This window comes from Streptomyces sp. Tek67B01, from assembly GCF_055231995.1.
Genome location: NZ_JBUYUY010000002.1, coordinates 15,210 through 32,277, shown reverse-complemented (window position 1 = coordinate 32,277; position 17,068 = coordinate 15,210). Strand labels below are relative to the sequence as shown.

The window sequence follows — 17,068 nt, the reverse complement described above, 5'->3', positions numbered from 1 at the left end:
CCGAAGCACGATAGTTGTCACATAGGCAGGCTTGTTGTCACCGGGAGTGGCCGTTGAGAGCGAAGCGACGCCAAGTACCTGCGGCTATGTGACGAGGCGGGCGGTCAGGCTGCGGGGCGGGTGCGCCCACCGGTTGCCCCTCGCAACGCGGCTTCCAGCCGGTCGCGGGCCTCGGTCTGGGCAGCGATCCGTTGGTTGAGGACGGCCAGCCGTTCCAGCGCGACCCGCAGGCCCTGGTCCGAGGGTGGTGCGGCAGTCACATCGCCATCCAGACAGGGCAGGAACACCCGCACGTCGTCCAGGGTGAGCCCGGCGGCCAGCAGGTGGCGGATGTTGCGGACTCGCACCACGGCCTGCTCGTCGTAGACGCGGTAGCCGTTGGAGGCCCGTTCGGAAGAGATCAGTCCGGCCTGCTCGTAGTGCCGCAGCGCACGAGCGGTCGTTCCAGTTGCCGTGGCCAGCTCACCGATCCGCACCCGTCCCACCTCCCGGGCCACTCCTATCACGCCACGACCGCTCCGCCATCGACCGGGAGTACCACCCCGGTGACGAACGATGCGTCCGGGGCCGCAAGCTGGGTGATCGCCCAGGCCACCTCCTCGGGGCGACCGATCCGGGCCAGCGGGGTGTGCGCCAACTGCCACTCCCGCACTGCGGCCATCCGCTCCGGTGTCAGGCCCTGGTGCTCGCCGATGGGGGTGGCGATCGCGCCGGGGGCGACCGCCACCACCCGAACCCCGCGGGGTGCCAGCTCGACCGCCCAACTGCGAGTCAGCAGCTCCAGAGCGGTCTTGGTCGCCGCATAGACCGAGCTGCCCGGCCAGGCCCGCTGCCCCACTGACGTACTGACGTTGACGATCACCCCGCCCGACGCCTCCAGGAGCGGCAGCGCGGCCTGAGCCAGCAATGTGGGGGCGACGAGGTTGGTAGCAAGCTGAGTCTCGATCATCTCCGGCGTCAGCGTGCCGAGAGCGCCACTGCGCACGATGCCGGCGTTGTTGACCAGAACGTCCAGCCGACCATGCCGCTCCAGCACGGTCCTAAGAATCCGAGAGGGCTCGCCCGCGGCGGTGATATCGGCGGTCAGCGCTGTGATCCGGTCGTTCTCGGCAGCGGTCTCCAGAAGCGGCTCGGCTCGCCGCCCGATCGCGACCACATGGGCGCCCTCGGCGGCGAAGGCGCGAGCGGTCGCCCGGCCGATCCCGGTGCCGGCTCCGGTGACGGCGACGGTCCTGCTGGTCTGCGGTGCGGTGCTGTTCATGCCGGTCATCGTTCAACCCTGCCGCCAGCGGCAAGGTCAAGCAGCGCCTGGCGCGCGGTAGTCACCAACGGCTGTCGCCGCGAACGCAGCGCCGCCAAGTCCTTCCAGCCTCGGCGGCGAGACCCGCCTCACGGTGACAGAAAGACCGCTGAATGAACGCCTGTGACAAGCCGGATGCCTCGTTGGTGACAATCAGGCTGCTTCGGCTGTCCCCATTCACCAGCTCAGCCGGTCCCGCTGGTGACAACTCTTGAGCTTCGGCTCAGACATGTCCGACGCGAAGTAGGTGACACAGAGCCACGCAGGCCGTCACCAGGGCTCGACGCCGTCTCTGACCGCCAAGACAGTCTGGGGCCTGAGCATCAGCTCTCCCCCACGAGGCTCGTGTGTCCTTGCTGTGGGTGAGCTGGGCTCGGATATTTCCTGGCTCCTGGCAGCAGCCGGCGGTAGGTCTACTGTGGTGCCGGGCATTTAATACCGCTGCCGGTGCGGCCGAAAAAGGGGAGGCACCCGGTGGGCAGAGGAAGGAGCATGAGGGCGTGGCTCCCAATCTGTACAACCGGCCGGTGAAGGATGAGGAGTACCGGCAGCGCATCCGCCGCCACCGGCCAGGTTCCTTGCTGCCGCTAGTGGCTGCGGCGTCCGCGCAGTACCGCACGCCCGACGAATGGCTCACCAGCCCGTACCGGGTGTACACGCCGTGGGCGCTGGCCGACGTGGCCAGGGTCGCGGTGGCCTACGGCACGGACTTTTGTCGCACTGCGGCGACCGAGCGGGACTTGTTGGAGATCCTCGCCGCATATGCTTCCTTGGACGGCAGGTTGGGACATCCACCTGAGGCGGACCCGTCCAGAGGGTTACGTCCTTTCATGCTGCGCATCGCAGGCCAGCAGCTGACCTGGCAAACCGAGGACAAGGCGACGTTGGCCCGCACCGCGGCACTGCTGTGCCACACGCGGGCCGAAAAGCCGCTGCGCTGCATCACGGCCGGCTGGGACCGCGCTCTGTACGGCTGCTCGTTTTCCGACTACGTCGGCGTTGCACAGCTCGTCTGGGGCGCGGCACTGACCTGCTCCGGCCGTTTCGACATGTCCCTCTTCAACACGCCCGACGGCGAGATGATCGCCCGGCACACCTCTCCAGAGCTGGCACAGCGGATCGTGGAGTCACACTTCGCCATCGACAAGGCCACCTTCAAGACCCACGAACGGCAGAGCACCTCCCGGACCCGAGATGCGCAGTTGCGGCGGTTTACCTACAACCCGCTCCGTGGCCGGCCGGCCCTCGCCGACTTCGGTCCCGGCTACCTGTGCCCGAGCCCGCAAATGGTGTGGGCCAAAGCCAGCCCGTTGGGGGTGTACTTCGCTGGTCTGGAGCACTTCGGAACTGGTTTCGCCGAAGATCTCGGCCATCTCTTCGAGCAATATATCGGGCAGCAGCTACGCCTGCTGCCCGACGCCGACGTACGGCCCGAGATCCCGTATCGGGTCGGCCGCGACCTGCGGCACAGCGTTGACTGGATCGCCATCTTCGACGACCTGGTTCTTCTGGTCGAAGTGAAGTCCGCGATCCCTACCGAGTCGATCCGCCTCGGCACCGCCGAGGCGATGGACGACCATACAAGGAAACTCGCCAAGGCATACCGGCAGATCGACGCCACCGCAGCGCTCATCGCGGAGGCGAACCCGGCCTTCCGTCATATACCGAACGACCGCCCCATCCTCGGCCTGGCGGTGACCTTGGAACCCTTCCACATGGTCAACGCACCATTTGTTCGGTCCTTCCTGCCTGACACCAATGTCCCCGTTACCACCGTCAGCGCGGACGAGATTGAGGACCTGGTCACCCTCGCCGACACCTCAGCTTCAAGCCTCCTGCTGGAGCGGGCAGCCGACGTCGAACGCTCCACATGGTCGTTGCGCTCTCTCCTTCGAGGTCACCGCCGACGCGACAACCCGGTCCTCGAGGCAGGTTGGACCACTTACCCCTGGGCATCGGCGAACCGGAATGTCCGGACCGATACATCCTCTCCGTGAAGAGGTCACAGTCCGCAGAACCGCTGCTCGACCTCGGCTTGCTCGCCCCTGGACGCACCACCGGTGACAGAAAGGCTGCCGAACGAGCATTTGTGACAAGACCTATGCCTCACTGGTGACAATCAGGCTGCTTCGGCCTATCGAACGCCCCGGTCCGAACGACGGCCCGCCGCTTTCTGGGCCGGGGACGTGTTACGGGCTTTGCCATGGTCGAGTGGAGTCAGTGAGTGCAGTGTGTGCAGGAGGCGCCAGCGAAGGTGTGGTCGGCTGATGCGATGTCGCGCCCGGTGAGTTGGTTTGGCTGCCGCATCCAGTGTTGCCGACAGTGGGTTCCGGGTGGTGGAGAAGCGGTACGGACTCCCACTGTCGATGAACTTGTCTACCGACCGCGCGTACTTTCCGGGTTCCCGTAGGTAGAGGTTCTGGGCCCGGCTTTTGCCCTGCCAGTTCTCGACGTCCTTCGCCCAGCGCTCTTCGGCCTCGGCCTCGGTGATGTGGAAGTACTTCGAGATGGTTTCCCAGCTTGTTCCGCGGACGCGTTCGGCGATCACCGCTGCCCGGACGAGGTTCTCTGTGGCGTATACGACGTTCGTGGCCCTGTGGACGTAATCACCGGCGACCGCGAGGTCCTCCCCCAGTAGTTCCGCGAGGGCGAGCGCACGTCCGGCGACGTCCTCCGCTTCCCGGCCCAGGGTGATTCGGGCTACATCGGAGGTGGTGAACCCTTGCGCGGGCAAGGTAGTCGGGTCCATCCAAACCGTAGTTATCTCGTCACTCATGGTGATGATGGTAGTGCCGGGCGGATCCGGATGAGACCGCCCCAGGGCGGCGGGGGTGGGAGTACCAGGAGGATTTTCCTTCCCTTCTTCCCTTTCTCTCCATCCCCCTCGCTATCACCTCCTGGCCGGGTGTGCCTTCAGCCACTCCCCGCCAGAACCAGCCACCAGCCCTCCTGTACCGCATCCGCCCGCCACCATGAGGTGATCCCCACCCGACCAACCGCCTGCCGCACGGCACGCCGAAAGGGGCCACAGCACCAGATGAGGGACCAGTACGAGAGTTACGTGTTCGACCATTCCAGGGGCTGGATGAGCCTGGACATCTACTACGAGCCTGGCCTCAACGTCGCCACGCTCCACAACACCGGCCATATCTCCGTGAGGCAGGGTGACAGCCGCTACGCCGACACCTGGATCGACCGGCTTCAGGACTGCAGGCCCATCGCGCTGCACACGTTCCTCGTGGAGGACGAGAAGATCCCGGCCCTGTTCCAGCCCTGCGTCTATGAAGACAGGGACAGCCCGTCCGCCGTCGGTGGCAGCGGTTGCCTGTGCCGAAAGTCCATGGCCGACCCGATCACCGGCCTGCCCGTCGTCCGCGAGCACTACCGCACCCGCAGCGGCAACATCGAGAGCTGGACCTACAAGACGATCACCAGCCGTGGCTTGCCCGAGGGAAGGACCGCCCGCAGCCTGATCGTCGACAAGCGCGAGTTCTGGATGAGGGACGACGAGTCCGAGCTCCACTTCCTGCCCCGCACCGACTCCTCCGGCTACGGCATTGGCTACGGCGGAGGCGGTCCCTACGCCCTCTGCCAGATGATCGAGCAGCTGGTCGAATCGGACGGCGCCAACTCCACCCCCGTCCGCTGGCGCGACAAGCCCAACGGGGCGCTCGCCGCGTGGGCTCGCAACAATGAGATCAGCCACCAGGGCGAGTACACGATCAAGGAACTCCGCTCCTTGATCCGCTAACCCCCCGCCACACGTCGCGGCCGCCCTTGTGGCTTCCGGGCCACCACACCCCTTCACATCAAGGAGCAGCAGCATGCTCCCTGTGCTGGTGACTGCCACTGGTGAGTGACTGGTGACTGCCGGCAGTGAGCTTTTCGGTGAGTAGCCGAAGCCTGCCGGTGACGCCTGCTACGCGCACCGTGCAGGGCGGTGTGCGCCGTCGCGCACCCGGTTGTGGCCTGGCGGAGGGCGGGGTGTTCGGCGCGCACCGCTGTGCTGGGGTCAGTCGCGGTCGCGGCCCGCGGTGGTGCCGGGGCCGAGGGCGCGCCGGCCGCTGACGGCCTGGTGGTGTGCCTCGACGTCGGCCTGGGCGGGCGGGGGCATGTCGGTGCCCTCGGCGGCGAGTCGGGCCCGGCGCCCGCCCGGGGCCGGGGCGTCGGTGGTGGGGCGGGGGCCGGTGCCCAGCGGGCGGCGCTCGATCATGCGGCCAGTCTCCCGGCGCCCGGCCCGTCCCGGTCAACTGGGGGGAACCTGGAGGGGGAAGCCTGGGGGGAAGCCTCGGGGGAAACCTGGGGGGTACGCCTCGGGGGAAGCCTAGGGGGAAGGCGTATTTCCGAGGGTTCTGCATTTTGCCTGGTCAGAGCACGTTTTGAGGCTGGTGAGTAGCCGGACTTATATGTCTGGAGGGGTAGGAGGGTGCTGCGCCGGCTGGTGTTGGGCGGGGTGCCCGGACGGCCTGTGACGTGCGGTGGGTGTCGCTCCGGTGGCGGGATCATCGGCGGCTCGGGAGGCTCGGGTGCGGGTTACGGGGTTACGGGCGATCGGTGCGGCGGCGGGCCTGGTCCTGGTCCTGGTGCTGGCGGGCTGCGGGAGTCCTGAGACGGACGCGAAACCGGCTGTGGGGCCGTCTGCGGCGCCCGCGTCGTCGGCTGCGTCTGATCCTCAGGCGGGGGAGCGGGCGGCCGTCCTGGCCGCGTACAGGGGGATGTCGGCGCGCCGAGGAGCGCTCGTACGCGGCGGCGAAGCTGGATCCGGAGCTGGCGCGGTACGCCACGGACAAGGCGTTGGCGGACATCCAGGCGACCGTGTTCTGGCACCAGCGGGACGGCACGACGATGCGCGGAACGCTCAAGCGCACGCCGGTGGTCTCGACGCTGGACACCGCCTCGGACCCGTTGCGGGCGACCGTGACGGACTGCGCCGACACCGGCGACTACAACGAGATCAAGGCTGACGGGTCCCTGGTGCCGTACTCGGGCTCGCGGCGGCACGTGGTCACCTCGACCGTCCAGCGCACGAAAGCCGGCTCCTGGCTGGTCTACACGTCCACGATCGAGCGGGACCGGACGTGTTGAGCCGGCCCCGCCTCGGCGCGGCCGTGCTCGCGGCTGGGCTGCTCTGGGCGGTCGCGGCGCCGTTCGCGGTCGCGGGCGGCCCCGGCGGCGGCGTGGCATGCCCACCGAAGAAGCTCAACTGCGAAATCACAGCTCAGGACCCGGGCAAGCCCGGCGTGGGCAAGCCTGCCGGGGGGTTGGGCAAGCCTCCCTCCGAGGGAGGCTTGCCCTCGTGTGCGATCGACGGGCAGGAGGTGCCGTGCTCGACGCCGGAGATGGGGCGGTTCAGCTCGGCGGACTCCTGCTACTGGAAGCAGACCGAGGGCCCCGCTGGCGGCTTGCCCGCCGGGTTCAACGCCGGCGCGCCAGCAGGTTGGCGGCCCGGCGATCCGGGTGGGTCGTTGTACTTGGTGACCTGCCCCACCGGTGACGGGGATGTCCGCGGCGGCATCCGCTGGTCTCCGACCGGCCCGGCCGGGGGCGGCGTCGACGTCCAGGCGCTCGCGCACCAGGCAGTCGAGGAGCTGCGCCTGGAGGGTCCGGACATCGGGATCGTGCCGTTCCCGACCGGGCGCGGGATCGTCGGCATGCCCGTGTGGATGTGGAACAAGCCGGGGCCGACCCGGACCGGGCCGACGTCGGCGTCCGCGTCGGCCGGCTCGGTCACCGTCACCGCCACCGCCCGCCCTGGGGAGTTCTGGGCGCCGAGGATGGGCCAGCTACGCCAGCGCCTCGGCCGGTGGCTTCTCGGTGACCGGCCCGCCCGGTGTGGAGGAGGAGACGCCGGACGAGGAAGTGGCGGGGGAGGTCCGTCATCTGCCCGAGCGGATCTGATGCCCGAGCGGATCTGAATCGTGTGTGCCGCGCGGCCTCTGTGGGAGCCCGCCCGGACAACTGGCTGCGTAGGTTTCAAGCTCACCAACAAAGCCAGCCCCCTGCCCCCGTGCCTTCGGTGTGGGTCCGATGGGTTGTTGAAGAGGGTCCCAACCGTCACTCACTAGTGACCAGACTGGCCGCAGCCAAGGACGGTCAAACCGAGATGCGAAAGCGAAGATTCTGGGCCAGAATCGAATTGAGCCCTGCGCTCGTGTGGGCCATGTTCGCAGACAACGCGCTGCCCACGAAAATTTAGGCTGCCTACCTCGTCTGCTGATGATTGCACATTGGGACGCCACCCTATGGAATGCCTCTGCGATTAACTGCACAATAGGCCACAGTGCGGCCAATTGCCGGCCATCAAGTTCTCGGATTACGGCACTCGCGGGCGCATATTCTGAATCGCTAATTACGTGCCAGCCGCGATGAATTTAAGACCTTGGCCTTAAGGAGGAACCGTGCGCCTACACCTGTACGCGAGTAAAAAGTTCGCCGCAGCGTCGGCCGCAGCTCTTCTCGCAGCCGGCCTACTGTCGCCCGCCGCCGCAGCCAGCTCAAATATGACAGAGAAGGCGCCATGCTACTTCACCCCCTATGGCTTGATCGGCATGACGTGGCTAGAGGGCGGTAACGTCGGAAAGCTATCCGGTCAAAGGACAGAGGTGTTCGAAGACAGGTTGAAGTGCGCGATCAATGAGGAGCACGACTTCCCGAATCGCAATGGAAGAATCCAGGATTTCGAGAATGGGCAAGTGGCCTGGTCGCCCGATCAAGCGCCAGCGATGACAATCTGGACCATTAAGCGGGGTAATCAGATCCATGTTCACTGGAACACCAACAGTGATTACGGGTATGATTTTTTCATAATACGTTGGGACAGGGATGGGCAAAATATTGGCCAGAAGGACATTTCTGGCAACCATGATGGTTGGTGGACATTCACTTTCAATGATCCCGGATGGTATTCGTTCGTCGTAGAAGGATGCGACCATGGGACCTTCGGAGCAAAGTGCCGCCACGGCTGGACAATTCCAGTGGGGGAAAGAATCGAACCCCAACCTCCGCCGCCTCCCCCTCCCCCTCCTCCGCCTTCGCCGTCCCATCCTCGTCTGCACGTGATAACCCGGGGCTCGGGCGAAAAAAGCATATTTTTCGTGGTCGGTACCGGATTTATGTCGAACCAGCAAGTGACCATTCGGGGAGCCCGGGTCGGTCCCGATGGCGTCTTCAATTACTACTGGACGAAAAAATCGAGAGAAAATGGATTGCTGACCGTACCCCTCCAGATCCCGTGTGTCCCAGGCGTGAAAATCACTTTCTCTGCGACCGACGGCCGGCACGACCCGACCGATCACACCGGTAACCTCTGGAGCGATACCGCCCAAGCCACCTGCCTCTGATCCCGCGGGTTGAGCCGTTCGTCAAGGATAGGAAGTGTTCGGAGCGCTTGACTCGTAGCCTGCCGCCTCATTGCGCGACGACGACGCCCCGCCCGGTTGTCCGGGCGGGGCGTACGGGTGCGTGAGGGGTCAGGTTCGGGGCTCGGGGTCGTCGAGGGCGCTGAGGACGTCGACGGCGGCCCCCAAGTCCGGCTAGGGCTTGAGAGCGGCGCGCTCCGGTGCGGGCATCAGCGCCGTCACCGTCCGCTGGAGGTCCGCGATGTGCTCCGCCCGGTCCGCCAACTACCGGCGCAGGTGCTCGGCCTCCGCCTCCGCGAGTTGCCGCCCGTGCTCGGCCCGGATGCGGTCCAGTTCGGCGTGCAAGGCCCGGGTCCTGGCCGTCACCCGGGGCCACCAGAGCGGCCGGGGTCTCGGCGGCCTGGTCCGCCGGGGCGGGGGCATTGAGCCGGAAGCCAGCGCTCAGCAAGGCGTCCACCGGGATCAGCCAGCCGCGCTTGGGGTCCTCCACCGCACCAGGCAGGTCACCGGCATCGCGGCGGCGGCGGATCGTGGTGCGGCTGACGCCGCACGCGTCGGCGGCCTCCCGCTGGGTCAACATCGGGCGGGTCATGCACCGCCACGCACCCGCAGGGCAGGGCGACCCACCCCCCGGCCCCCAGGACCCGCTCGACCGCACCACCACGAAACGATCATGATTTCTGTCCCACAAGTGTGGGACAGAAATGAGGGGGACAGATGGGCATCGTCGGAGACAGTCTCGACCGCGCCGCCCAGGCCGCGTTCACCCGCCCCATCCCGCGCAGCGCGGGCGCGTAGATGCGCTACCTGGTCAAGCAGCACCGCGGCTCCACCAAAGCGGTGGCCGGCCTGCTGGGCATCTCCCAGCGCACCGTCGAACGGTACGTACGGGACCAGATCAGGAAGCCGAAGCCAGCCCTTGCCGACCGGATGGCGGCCGAGGTCCGGCGCCGGTGGCAGCCCCAAGTCCGCCGACGCGCCCGACAGCAGACCGGACTCGTCATCGAGACCCGCGCCCGGTTCGGGTTCACCGCCGCCCCCGGCACCACGGACGACGGCCGGATGCGCCGCATCACCCAACACCTCCCACCGCAGTTCGCCGGCCGACTGCTCGCCGCCCAGGACGCCGGCGCCTCCGAGACCGAGCTCCAGGCGCTCGCCGCCGAAGGACTCCAAGAGGTCTACTTCAAGGACGGCGGCGGCCGCGCCCAAGGGCTGCTGGTGGAGTTCACCGACATCGACTACGTCGACGTGGCTCTCTGACCGCCGAGGTGCGGGAACGCGAAGAGCCCGCGTCATCGACGCGGGCTCCGGCATACATCGTGAGATGTGTCACACAGGGTGGTCGAATCTGCTGCGAACAGACCGACCCAGCAAACCGTCCGGGCTAGGGAGCGGCTTCGAGACCCAGTCTCCGCCCAGGATTTTAAAATATCCCCTCTCCCGGACGCTCCCGGACGTTTCCGGACAGCAGATCGGCCAGCTGAGGACGCCACCCCTGGTGGACGACGTGGAACTCGGTCCGCTGCGCGGACGCTTCCGGACGCCAGCGGACACCCCGCCAGACGCTTCCGACTGCCTGCGGACGGTTTCGGAAACGCCGACAGCAGACTCGCGTCTATCGCTCCTGACGCAGCATCGTTTCTGCCTACCGGAGCCGTCTGTTCCTCTTCACTCACGTGAACTCCGGTCGTAATAACGCACGTTGTGTACAACCCGTCGCTCGTTGCATGCTGAGAGCGCGGTCGCCGATCGGCCGCAGGGGCCCTGCGAAAGCCCTTTGCACCACACCGTCCGGGCTATCAGGCACAACGTCAGGAGTGGCTTCTCTATGTTTTGGCTTCCCGCACCGGGAGGCGGCTGGGTCCTCCAGCCGACCGACTCGGTCCCCCAGGGCTGCGTCATCACCGCTGGCACCCCCCGCGGATTCGGCTTCGAGACTTCTGTTCGCACGACCGTCGCCGTCGTCGCGGCCCTCGTGATGCTGTGGCTGTGCGCATACGGTCACACCATCGAGGTTGCTGGCGCCGTGCTCGCCGCCATGCTCATCGAGGCGATCACGAGCACCATCACGCGCACGGTGCGCACCCTCCGCAAGGCGCTCGCTCCGACCGGAGGTGCGGCCTGATGGCGGAATTGCCTGTGTACGCCCGGATGCTGTATTCGCTTCGCCATAGAGCCAAGCTCTCGCGGGCACAGGTTGCTGCACGGGCCCAGGTGTCGGCGACATCGCTGATGCGATGGGAGCAGGGTGTCGGAACCCCGCCGCCTGTGGAGGCCCTGATTAAGGTGCTCAAAGCACTGAACGCCTCCCCGGAGGACGCGCAGGAGGTTCTCGAGCAAGCCTCCCAGGCTCGAATCGCCCCGCGTCACGGCGAGGCGCTGTTTTCGCTCCCGCAGGTTGACGAGCGGATCCAGCAGCCCAGACGTGTCGAGCGGATGGTGCCTTTCGTGCCGGCGTCCCAGTCCGGCAAGCCTGACCCGTTTCCGATCACCACCCCGGTGGAGCTTGCGGAGGCTCTCAACGCGGTGCACATCTGGGCCGGCAGCCCGTCGCTTCGCACGATGCAGGACGCCAGCAACGGGGTCCTGCGCCGCACCACCATCAGCGACATGTTGAGCACCAAGAAGGTCGAGGAGACGCAGAAAATTCCCGACTTGGACCGGTGCATCGCCTTCGTGAGGCTGTGCGGCATCCGTGACATCGAGGAGTGGGTGGCCGCCTGGCGGCGACTGAAGGCCCGACAGCGCCCCCAGGCCGGGGGCTGGCTCAAGCTCTGACAGGAGTCCCGGTCCGGAGCGCCAGCGAGGACCGCTGGTACGTGCCACAGCGCGGGGCCGCCACCACATCGGTAGCGGCCCCACTTTGTCGTACGCGGCACCCCACGCGCCCGGACGCTCGTAGACGGCGCGTCCGAGGCCGAGCTCCAGGCGCTCGCCGCCGCCGAGGGGGTGCAGGAGGTCTACTTTCGCGACGGGGGCGCCCGCGCCCAAGGACTGCTGGTCGAGTTCACCGACATCGACTACGTCGACGTGGCCCTGTGACCGCCCGACCCCCCACCACCTGTGACGTGTCTCACATCGAGACGGATTGCGGGTCTAACCCCTCGCTGTGATCCAGAGCCCCATCCATGCCTGACCTGTCGTCAAAATCGCAGGTCAGGGCCTTGGGTGGGGCTTTTTTGTGCCTCGGGTTGAGCAGGGTTGCGGGGCTAACCCCCGCCTCCTCCAGAGTCCGGATGGGGCAAAGCCCGCGCCGCCTGTCGTGTCGGAGCCCGTCAGTCCGAGACGTAAGCGGTGCCGGGACTTCATGCTCCGCCCGCCTGTGTGCCAACCGGCACCCGAACCCCGAGGGGGAACCATGTCCAAGCTCGCTCTGCTCGTCGTGCTGCTCGTCGTCGTCACCGGCGCCCTGGCGCTTGGCGCCGTGGTCTACGTCACCTACCGGCACCCGCGGTTGGCCACGCCGCTCACGGTCGGCGGCACTTTCGCGGCCGCGTTCGTCGGCGCCCTGGCCCTCGTGGTCACGCGTTGACCGCCCGACCCCCGGGGCTGTATCGCGTGGTACAGCCCCGGGCGGCCCGCCCCACTGGGAGCCGAGCCGTCACGGACGCCGAAGTGCCCCCGCCCCACTGGGGCCGGCCCGGCCCCCGGCTCACCCGCACGAGTGAATCTCTCCCTCGCGTACGCGGGCGCAGCAGAGGTGCATACACCCCAACTGCGCCTACTAGGTGGCTACTTGACAACTTTCGGGACGTATCAGCATCTTTCGGTCACCGCCCAGAGCGGGCGGTGCCGAGAGAGAGGAGTTCCCGATGGGCAAGACGCCGCGCACCGTGTACGACGAGGGCCAGGCCGCCGCCCGACTGGGGGTTCGCCGGGCCACGTTCAGGTGGGCCCGCCACACCGGGGTGGTGCCGGCCCCGGACGCCGGCCCGGGGACGTGGTCCAGGGCCGCGCTGGAGGCAATCGACGCCGACGCGGTCCGCGCCGCTCTCCCCGGCGATCCGCTCACCGGCTACGGCGCGTCCCTGGTTCTGGGAGAGGCGCTGTCCTCACGGCCGCCACAGGAACCCGTCGTCCAGGTCGCGGTGAGCGTCGCCACGGTGCGGGAGCTGGCCACGGCCGGCTACCTCACCGACCTCTCCGGCGACCCGAACCAACCGCTGTTCCACCCCGCCGAGGTGGCCGCCCTCGCAGCCCGCCCCGACCTCCGGCAGCTACGAGACACGCTCGCCCCCCTCGGCCCCAACGAGGCCGCCGCCCGCCTCGGCGTACGCCGCAGCGACTGGGACCACGTGGTGCGCCTCGGGTGGGTCCGCCCCGCTCAAGAGGTCAGGGTCAAGTTGGGGGCAGCCCGCGGCGGCACGGTGCGGATCTCGCTCTACCGAGCTGGCGACATCGACCGCATCCCCGAAGATCACCCGGAAGTGGACTGGCCGACCCTGCGCACCCTCGGCAAGGGCCGGCGCTCACAGCTCGCACGTCTCGCCGCGTCCGGGGCAGACCGGTGACCGGCGGGTGGGAGCACGGGCGCTACCGCGACATGGACGCCTACCTGGGCCCGGCGATCGGGGAGGCCCTGCGCCGAGCGCACTTCGCAGGCATCCGGTACCTCGCGGTTGCCCACCTCCGGGCGGATCACGGCCGGGTGCGATTCACCGTCATCAACACATCGGACCGCTACATCATTCACACCGCCGAATATCAGGCCGACAAATTCCACCCCAGGACGGCAGCAATCCGGTTGCAGCAGGAGGGATATGGGACCGTTCTTTGGGAGGAATGTGAGCCGGATTGTTGGACGGCTTTGGCAATTCCTGAACCGCCCGAGGAGTGGTGAATCCCGCGACGCCGGAATTTCTCGATCCTGTCTGATGGTTCATCAGGTTGGGGTGGTGGGTTCCTGGGTGGGGTGGGTGGTGGGTGTTGGACGCCGGTGTGGGGGTGTTGGGTCCCTGGGTGGGGTGTTGGGTGTCTGTGCAGCTCAGAGGCGTGTAGGCGGGCGTCCAGGGACGTTCAGGGACTGGGGCTCCGGGTTCGCCTCGGTCCCGCTCACCGCCCGTGGGGTGGTGGGGAGTTGTGTCGCCGATCAGTGAATCTGCGTAGTGGTTGTGTTCCTGGCCTGGCGTTGTGCAGGTTGGTTGAGTGGGTTTGGTGATGGGTTGGCTCACTGAATCTGCGCAGTGTCGGGGTTCGCTAACGGTCTGACCTGTGGTGTTTCCGGGTCTGGTTGTGGTTGTGCAGGTTGGTTGGGTACTGCGCAGTTTCGTTGGTCGTTGGTATGTGGCGAGCGCCTTTTGCCTGGTATGGCGCGTGGGTGGGGTGGTTGGTAGCCGAGTTTGGTGAGTTCGGTGGGGCCTGGGTCGTACGGGTTGTGTCGGTAGGGCCACCGGCTTCGGGGGTAGGGGTGGCGGCTGGCTGTGTAGGTGATGCGGTTGCCGAACTGGTCTGGGTACAGGACTGGGTTCTCGAGCCAGGGCCGGCCCAGGAGATCGGCGACGGCTGTGTGGAGGGGATGGGTGTGCCCGGGACGCTCGCGAGCGTGGAGTGTGCGGGGGTGGTGGGCGAGGAACTGGGCGAGGGTGATGGTCTCGGGGTAGGTGATCGCTTCGCGGGCGAGGGCGTACCAGAGGCGGGCGCGCTTGTTGTCGCCGATGCGGCGGGCGCGTGCGGGCCAGATGCTTTCCTCTGCCGGTGCGGCGCGCCGCCAGGTCTCGGTGAAGTTCATGGCCAGTGCGAGGGCGTGGTCGGCGGCCGGGCCCCAGCGCTTGAGGAAGCGGACGTGGGCGCGGTGGGCGGCAAGGATTTCCGGGGCTCGTCGGAGGCTGGCGTGCTCGATGGGAAGTCGGGTGCCGGCCAGGGTGTGGCGGCCGAGCATCCAGGTGCTGTGACGTTGGCAGATGAGGGCGGTGTCCGGAAGGTACTGGGGGACTGGGTGGGTCTGGCCGGTGCGGGCCAGGGTGCAGTGGGGGCAGCCCGTGACGGCGTGCATGGGGGCGAGGCGGAGCCGGGCTTTGGGGGGTGCCGCGTGTGGTTTGTCGCGGTGTCCGTTCCACCGGGGGAGCGCGCGGGCGAGGTGTTCCTCGGGGATACCGGCGAAGTCGGCGATCAGGCTGCGGCTGGCGGGGTTCAGATACAGCTCGATGCTGGTGTGCGGGCCGTGGGGCCTGGTGCATTCGGGGTGGAGGAGCGGCCCGGGGATGCCGAGGCCGCGGAGTAGTTCTGCGGTGTCCAGGTGATGGCGGCGGGCCAGACGCTGAAGGTAGGAGACGGTGGTTTCCCACTGGATGGGGGCCAGGCGCAGGATGCTGGCGCGCGGGGCCAGGTGGTGTCGGCGCGGCATGTCAGCGCCGTGTGGCGGGCCGGGGCGGGTGTTCGGCGAGCTGGTCGAGTTCGATGTCGTCGAGTAGTGCTTTGGTGATTTTCTCGGTGCCGTCGAGGATGGCGGCGATGGCTGCTTCGCGGATGAGTGCGGACAGGCTGCCGATCCGGCCTCCGGTGCGCAGGTGGAGGTACGGCGCGTGACGGACCAGTGCACCTTCGCGGTGGGCGTTCAGGCGCAGGGCTTGGTCCATGCCGCGGATCAGCCCTTCCCAGGCGGTGCGTTGCGTGGTGCTGCCGTGTGCCAGGGGTGGGTTGCGCACCATCTTGAACCGTCCGGCCAGCTGTGCGCCGCGGTTTCCTGTCAGGAGGGGGGATTCCTCGATGGCGACGCCGGCGTAGACGAAGGTCGCGGGGATGCGTTCGCTGAGGTGTTTCATCTGGTCGGAGGTTTCGGCGCCGCTGCGGGTGCGGGTGTTGAGGAGGTGGATGTCGTCGACCAGGACGAGCTGGGTTGTCAGATCGCGCAGGGTGGCGCAGACGATGTCGGTGATGCGGGCCTGGTTCATGCGCGTGGTGATGGGCAGGTCGAGGTACCGGGCCAGTTCGGAGACCAGCATCTTGGGGGTCGCGGCGGGCGGTACGGACAGGAAGACCACCGGCAGGTGGTCACCGGGTGCGCTGCGGCGTGCTCGGTCGGCGAGGTGGAAGGACCGGCCGAGCTGCTGGAGGGTGGTGGTTTTCCCGGTGGTGGGTGGCCCGGAGATGAGGAGGCCTCGGCGGGCGGTGCCGTTGCGCCTGCGGTTGAGGATCATCAGCCGGCGCAGGGTGAGGGAGATCTTGGCCATGGCGGGGTGGACAGGATCACGAACCGGGAGTGGTAGTCCAGGCGTTCTTCGGTGCTCCAGGGGCCGGTGCCGGGCAGGCAGGGTGGGGCGGTGTCGACGAACTGCGTCTTCTCGCGCCAGGTGGTGGGGGAGGCGTACGGATCGTCGTGCGTCTCGTGGCCGGTGGGAGTCACCACTGCTGTGCCTCCTGGTGTGCGTCGAAGAGGCTCCAGGCCGCTGCCGACGTCACGGAGTCGGCGATGTCAGGGGCGGTGCCGCAGTCCTCGTCGGCATCTGGGACCTGCCCGGCGGGGTTGCCCGGCGGTTCCATCGTCTTCCGTCGCTTCGTGCGGTCCGCCTGTGTCTTGCGGCGTGAGTGTGCGAGCCGGCCGGTCGCGCTGGGCTCGCCGCTGGCACTGGCTGCTGCTCCCGGGGTGGTTTCGGCTGGGCGGGAGCCTGCGACGTCGCTGACGCCTGTGTCCACGGTGTGTGCGCGGCGTAGGAGTTCGTCGAGGTGGCGGGCGAGTTGTTCCTCGTGTTCGGCCCGGCCTTCGCGCTGTTTGATCACGCTGCGGATGTGCCGCCAGGTGGTGTCGGTGAACGGCCTGGACACCAGCCCTTGATGGATCCAGGGGACCGGTTCCCAGCCGTGGGGGAGTCTGACCCAGCACTGCCACGGCTCGTAGGGGTTGTGGTGGACCTCCCACTTGCCGTCCGTCGCCGTGGAGCGGTGGCGGTGCGCGTTGAGTGCGGGCCCGTCGTAGGTGCGGTGCTCGAACCGGATGCCCTCGTCGCCGATCGCGCACCGCCTGGAGGGCAGCAGCTCGATCCAGTCGGCTGCGGTCAGCGGGACGGGCACGTGGCCGGCGATACCGACGAGCGCGGCCCACATCTCGTTGGGCGTGAGTGCCAGGCGGGGCATGAGGGGGTGCCGTAGCCGCTCGTGGCGGCGTTCCTGCCACCCGCAGACGACCCATTCGTCGAGGAGGTCCTGGAGCTGGGGCAGCGTCCAGCACGCCTCGTCCTCCACGTTGCTGCCGCGAGCGTCGAGGCTGTTGCCGGTGTACTTCGCCGGTATCCCCGAGGAACACCTCGCCCGCGCGCTCCCCCGGTGGAACGGACACCGCGACAAACCACACGCGGCACCCCCCAAAGCCCGGCTCCGCCTCGCCCCCATGCACGCCGTCACGGGCTGCCCCCACTGCACCCTGGCCCGCACCGGCCAGACCCACCCAGTCCCCAGTACCTTCCGGACACCG

The 17,068-nt window shown here is 67.9% G+C and carries 18 protein-coding genes and 3 pseudogenes; 12 read left to right on the top strand and 9 right to left on the bottom strand.

The window, feature by feature from the left end; genetic code table 11:
- Positions 1-104 precede the first annotated feature (104 nt).
- Positions 105-476, bottom strand: coding sequence for a MerR family transcriptional regulator (locus ACV7NM_RS33545; protein WP_463414474.1), 372 nt, complete (start codon positions 474-476; stop codon positions 105-107).
- Positions 477-502: 26 nt separating this feature from the next.
- Positions 503-1,270 carry an SDR family NAD(P)-dependent oxidoreductase gene (locus ACV7NM_RS33540; RefSeq protein ID WP_463414167.1) on the bottom strand — a complete coding sequence of 256 codons (768 nt, stop codon included), beginning with the start codon at positions 1,268-1,270 and terminating at the stop codon, positions 503-505.
- Between the two features lie 530 nt (positions 1,271-1,800).
- On the opposite strand from ACV7NM_RS33540, the gene ACV7NM_RS33535 reads away from it, so the two are divergent.
- Positions 1,801-3,297 (top strand): hypothetical protein, encoded by a 1,497-nt coding sequence (locus ACV7NM_RS33535; RefSeq protein WP_463414168.1) that lies wholly within the window; start codon positions 1,801-1,803, stop codon positions 3,295-3,297.
- A 137-nt stretch (positions 3,298-3,434) separates the two neighbouring features.
- Here the strand turns inward: ACV7NM_RS33535 and ACV7NM_RS33530 are convergent, their stop codons facing one another.
- Positions 3,435-4,076 carry a hypothetical protein gene (locus ACV7NM_RS33530; RefSeq protein ID WP_463414169.1) on the bottom strand — a complete coding sequence of 214 codons (642 nt, stop codon included), beginning with the start codon at positions 4,074-4,076 and terminating at the stop codon, positions 3,435-3,437.
- A 261-nt stretch (positions 4,077-4,337) separates the two neighbouring features.
- On the opposite strand from ACV7NM_RS33530, the gene ACV7NM_RS33525 reads away from it, so the two are divergent.
- On the top strand, positions 4,338-5,051 hold the full coding sequence (locus ACV7NM_RS33525; RefSeq protein ID WP_463414170.1) for a hypothetical protein: 714 nt from the start codon (positions 4,338-4,340) through the stop codon (positions 5,049-5,051).
- Between the two features lie 261 nt (positions 5,052-5,312).
- On the opposite strand, the gene ACV7NM_RS33520 is transcribed toward ACV7NM_RS33525, so the two are convergent.
- Entirely contained in the window at positions 5,313-5,513 is a 201-nt protein-coding gene (locus ACV7NM_RS33520) for a hypothetical protein (RefSeq protein WP_463414171.1), read from the bottom strand.
- A gap of 581 nt (positions 5,514-6,094) precedes the next feature.
- On the opposite strand from ACV7NM_RS33520, the gene ACV7NM_RS33515 reads away from it, so the two are divergent.
- From ACV7NM_RS33515 to ACV7NM_RS33505, 3 genes are all read left to right on the top strand, one after another.
- On the top strand, positions 6,095-6,385 hold the full coding sequence (locus tag ACV7NM_RS33515) for a hypothetical protein (RefSeq protein ID WP_463414172.1): 291 nt from the start codon (positions 6,095-6,097) through the stop codon (positions 6,383-6,385).
- On the top strand, positions 6,379-7,215 hold the full coding sequence (locus tag ACV7NM_RS33510; protein ID WP_463414173.1) for a hypothetical protein: 837 nt from the start codon (positions 6,379-6,381) through the stop codon (positions 7,213-7,215). Before ACV7NM_RS33515 ends, ACV7NM_RS33510 begins: the two co-directional genes overlap by 7 nt.
- A gap of 483 nt (positions 7,216-7,698) precedes the next feature.
- Positions 7,699-8,640, top strand: a complete 942-nt coding sequence (locus ACV7NM_RS33505) for a hypothetical protein (protein ID WP_463414174.1) — start codon at positions 7,699-7,701, stop codon at positions 8,638-8,640.
- A gap of 472 nt (positions 8,641-9,112) precedes the next feature.
- On the opposite strand, the pseudogene ACV7NM_RS33500 reads toward ACV7NM_RS33505, so the two are convergent.
- Positions 9,113-9,238 (bottom strand): annotated as a pseudogene (locus ACV7NM_RS33500) (helix-turn-helix domain-containing protein); the annotation flags it as partial.
- 137 nt (positions 9,239-9,375) lie between these two features.
- Between ACV7NM_RS33500 and tpg the strand changes: the two are divergent.
- The 7 genes and pseudogenes from tpg to ACV7NM_RS33465 all read left to right on the top strand — a co-directional run bounded on the left by tpg (position 9,376) and on the right by ACV7NM_RS33465 (position 13,501).
- Positions 9,376-9,921 (top strand): annotated as a pseudogene (tpg, locus tag ACV7NM_RS33495) (telomere-protecting terminal protein Tpg).
- A 568-nt stretch (positions 9,922-10,489) separates the two neighbouring features.
- Positions 10,490-10,786, top strand: a complete 297-nt coding sequence (locus ACV7NM_RS33490; RefSeq protein WP_463414175.1) for a hypothetical protein — start codon at positions 10,490-10,492, stop codon at positions 10,784-10,786.
- Positions 10,786-11,439, top strand: coding sequence for a helix-turn-helix domain-containing protein (locus ACV7NM_RS33485; protein ID WP_463414176.1), 654 nt, complete (start codon positions 10,786-10,788; stop codon positions 11,437-11,439). Before ACV7NM_RS33490 ends, ACV7NM_RS33485 begins: the two co-directional genes overlap by 1 nt.
- Positions 11,440-11,565: 126 nt before the next feature.
- Positions 11,566-11,703 (top strand): annotated as a pseudogene (locus ACV7NM_RS33480) (telomere-protecting terminal protein Tpg); the annotation flags it as partial.
- 316 nt (positions 11,704-12,019) lie between these two features.
- Positions 12,020-12,193: a hypothetical protein gene (locus ACV7NM_RS33475; RefSeq protein ID WP_463414177.1), complete on the top strand. Its 174-nt coding sequence runs from the start codon at positions 12,020-12,022 to the stop codon at positions 12,191-12,193.
- 280 nt (positions 12,194-12,473) lie between these two features.
- A complete protein-coding gene (locus ACV7NM_RS33470) occupies positions 12,474-13,172 on the top strand; it encodes a hypothetical protein (protein ID WP_463414178.1) in 699 nt (232 codons plus the stop codon).
- 32 nt (positions 13,173-13,204) lie between these two features.
- On the top strand, positions 13,205-13,501 hold the full coding sequence (locus ACV7NM_RS33465; protein WP_463414179.1) for a hypothetical protein: 297 nt from the start codon (positions 13,205-13,207) through the stop codon (positions 13,499-13,501).
- 327 nt (positions 13,502-13,828) lie between these two features.
- Here the strand turns inward: ACV7NM_RS33465 and ACV7NM_RS33460 are convergent, their stop codons facing one another.
- From ACV7NM_RS33460 to ACV7NM_RS33445, 4 genes are read right to left on the bottom strand one after another with little or no spacing between them, the layout of a single operon-like run.
- On the bottom strand, positions 13,829-15,004 hold the full coding sequence (locus tag ACV7NM_RS33460) for a hypothetical protein (RefSeq protein ID WP_463414184.1): 1,176 nt from the start codon (positions 15,002-15,004) through the stop codon (positions 13,829-13,831).
- A gap of 1 nt (position 15,005) precedes the next feature.
- Positions 15,006-15,830, bottom strand: a complete 825-nt coding sequence (locus ACV7NM_RS33455) for a TniB family NTP-binding protein (protein ID WP_463414183.1) — start codon at positions 15,828-15,830, stop codon at positions 15,006-15,008.
- Positions 15,797-16,006, bottom strand: a complete 210-nt coding sequence (locus ACV7NM_RS33450; protein ID WP_463414182.1) for a hypothetical protein — start codon at positions 16,004-16,006, stop codon at positions 15,797-15,799. The genes ACV7NM_RS33455 and ACV7NM_RS33450 overlap by 34 nt, the downstream gene beginning before the upstream one ends.
- Positions 16,000-16,839 carry a hypothetical protein gene (locus ACV7NM_RS33445; protein ID WP_463414181.1) on the bottom strand — a complete coding sequence of 280 codons (840 nt, stop codon included), beginning with the start codon at positions 16,837-16,839 and terminating at the stop codon, positions 16,000-16,002. The genes ACV7NM_RS33450 and ACV7NM_RS33445 overlap by 7 nt, the downstream gene beginning before the upstream one ends.
- Between the last annotated feature and the right edge of the window lie 229 nt (positions 16,840-17,068).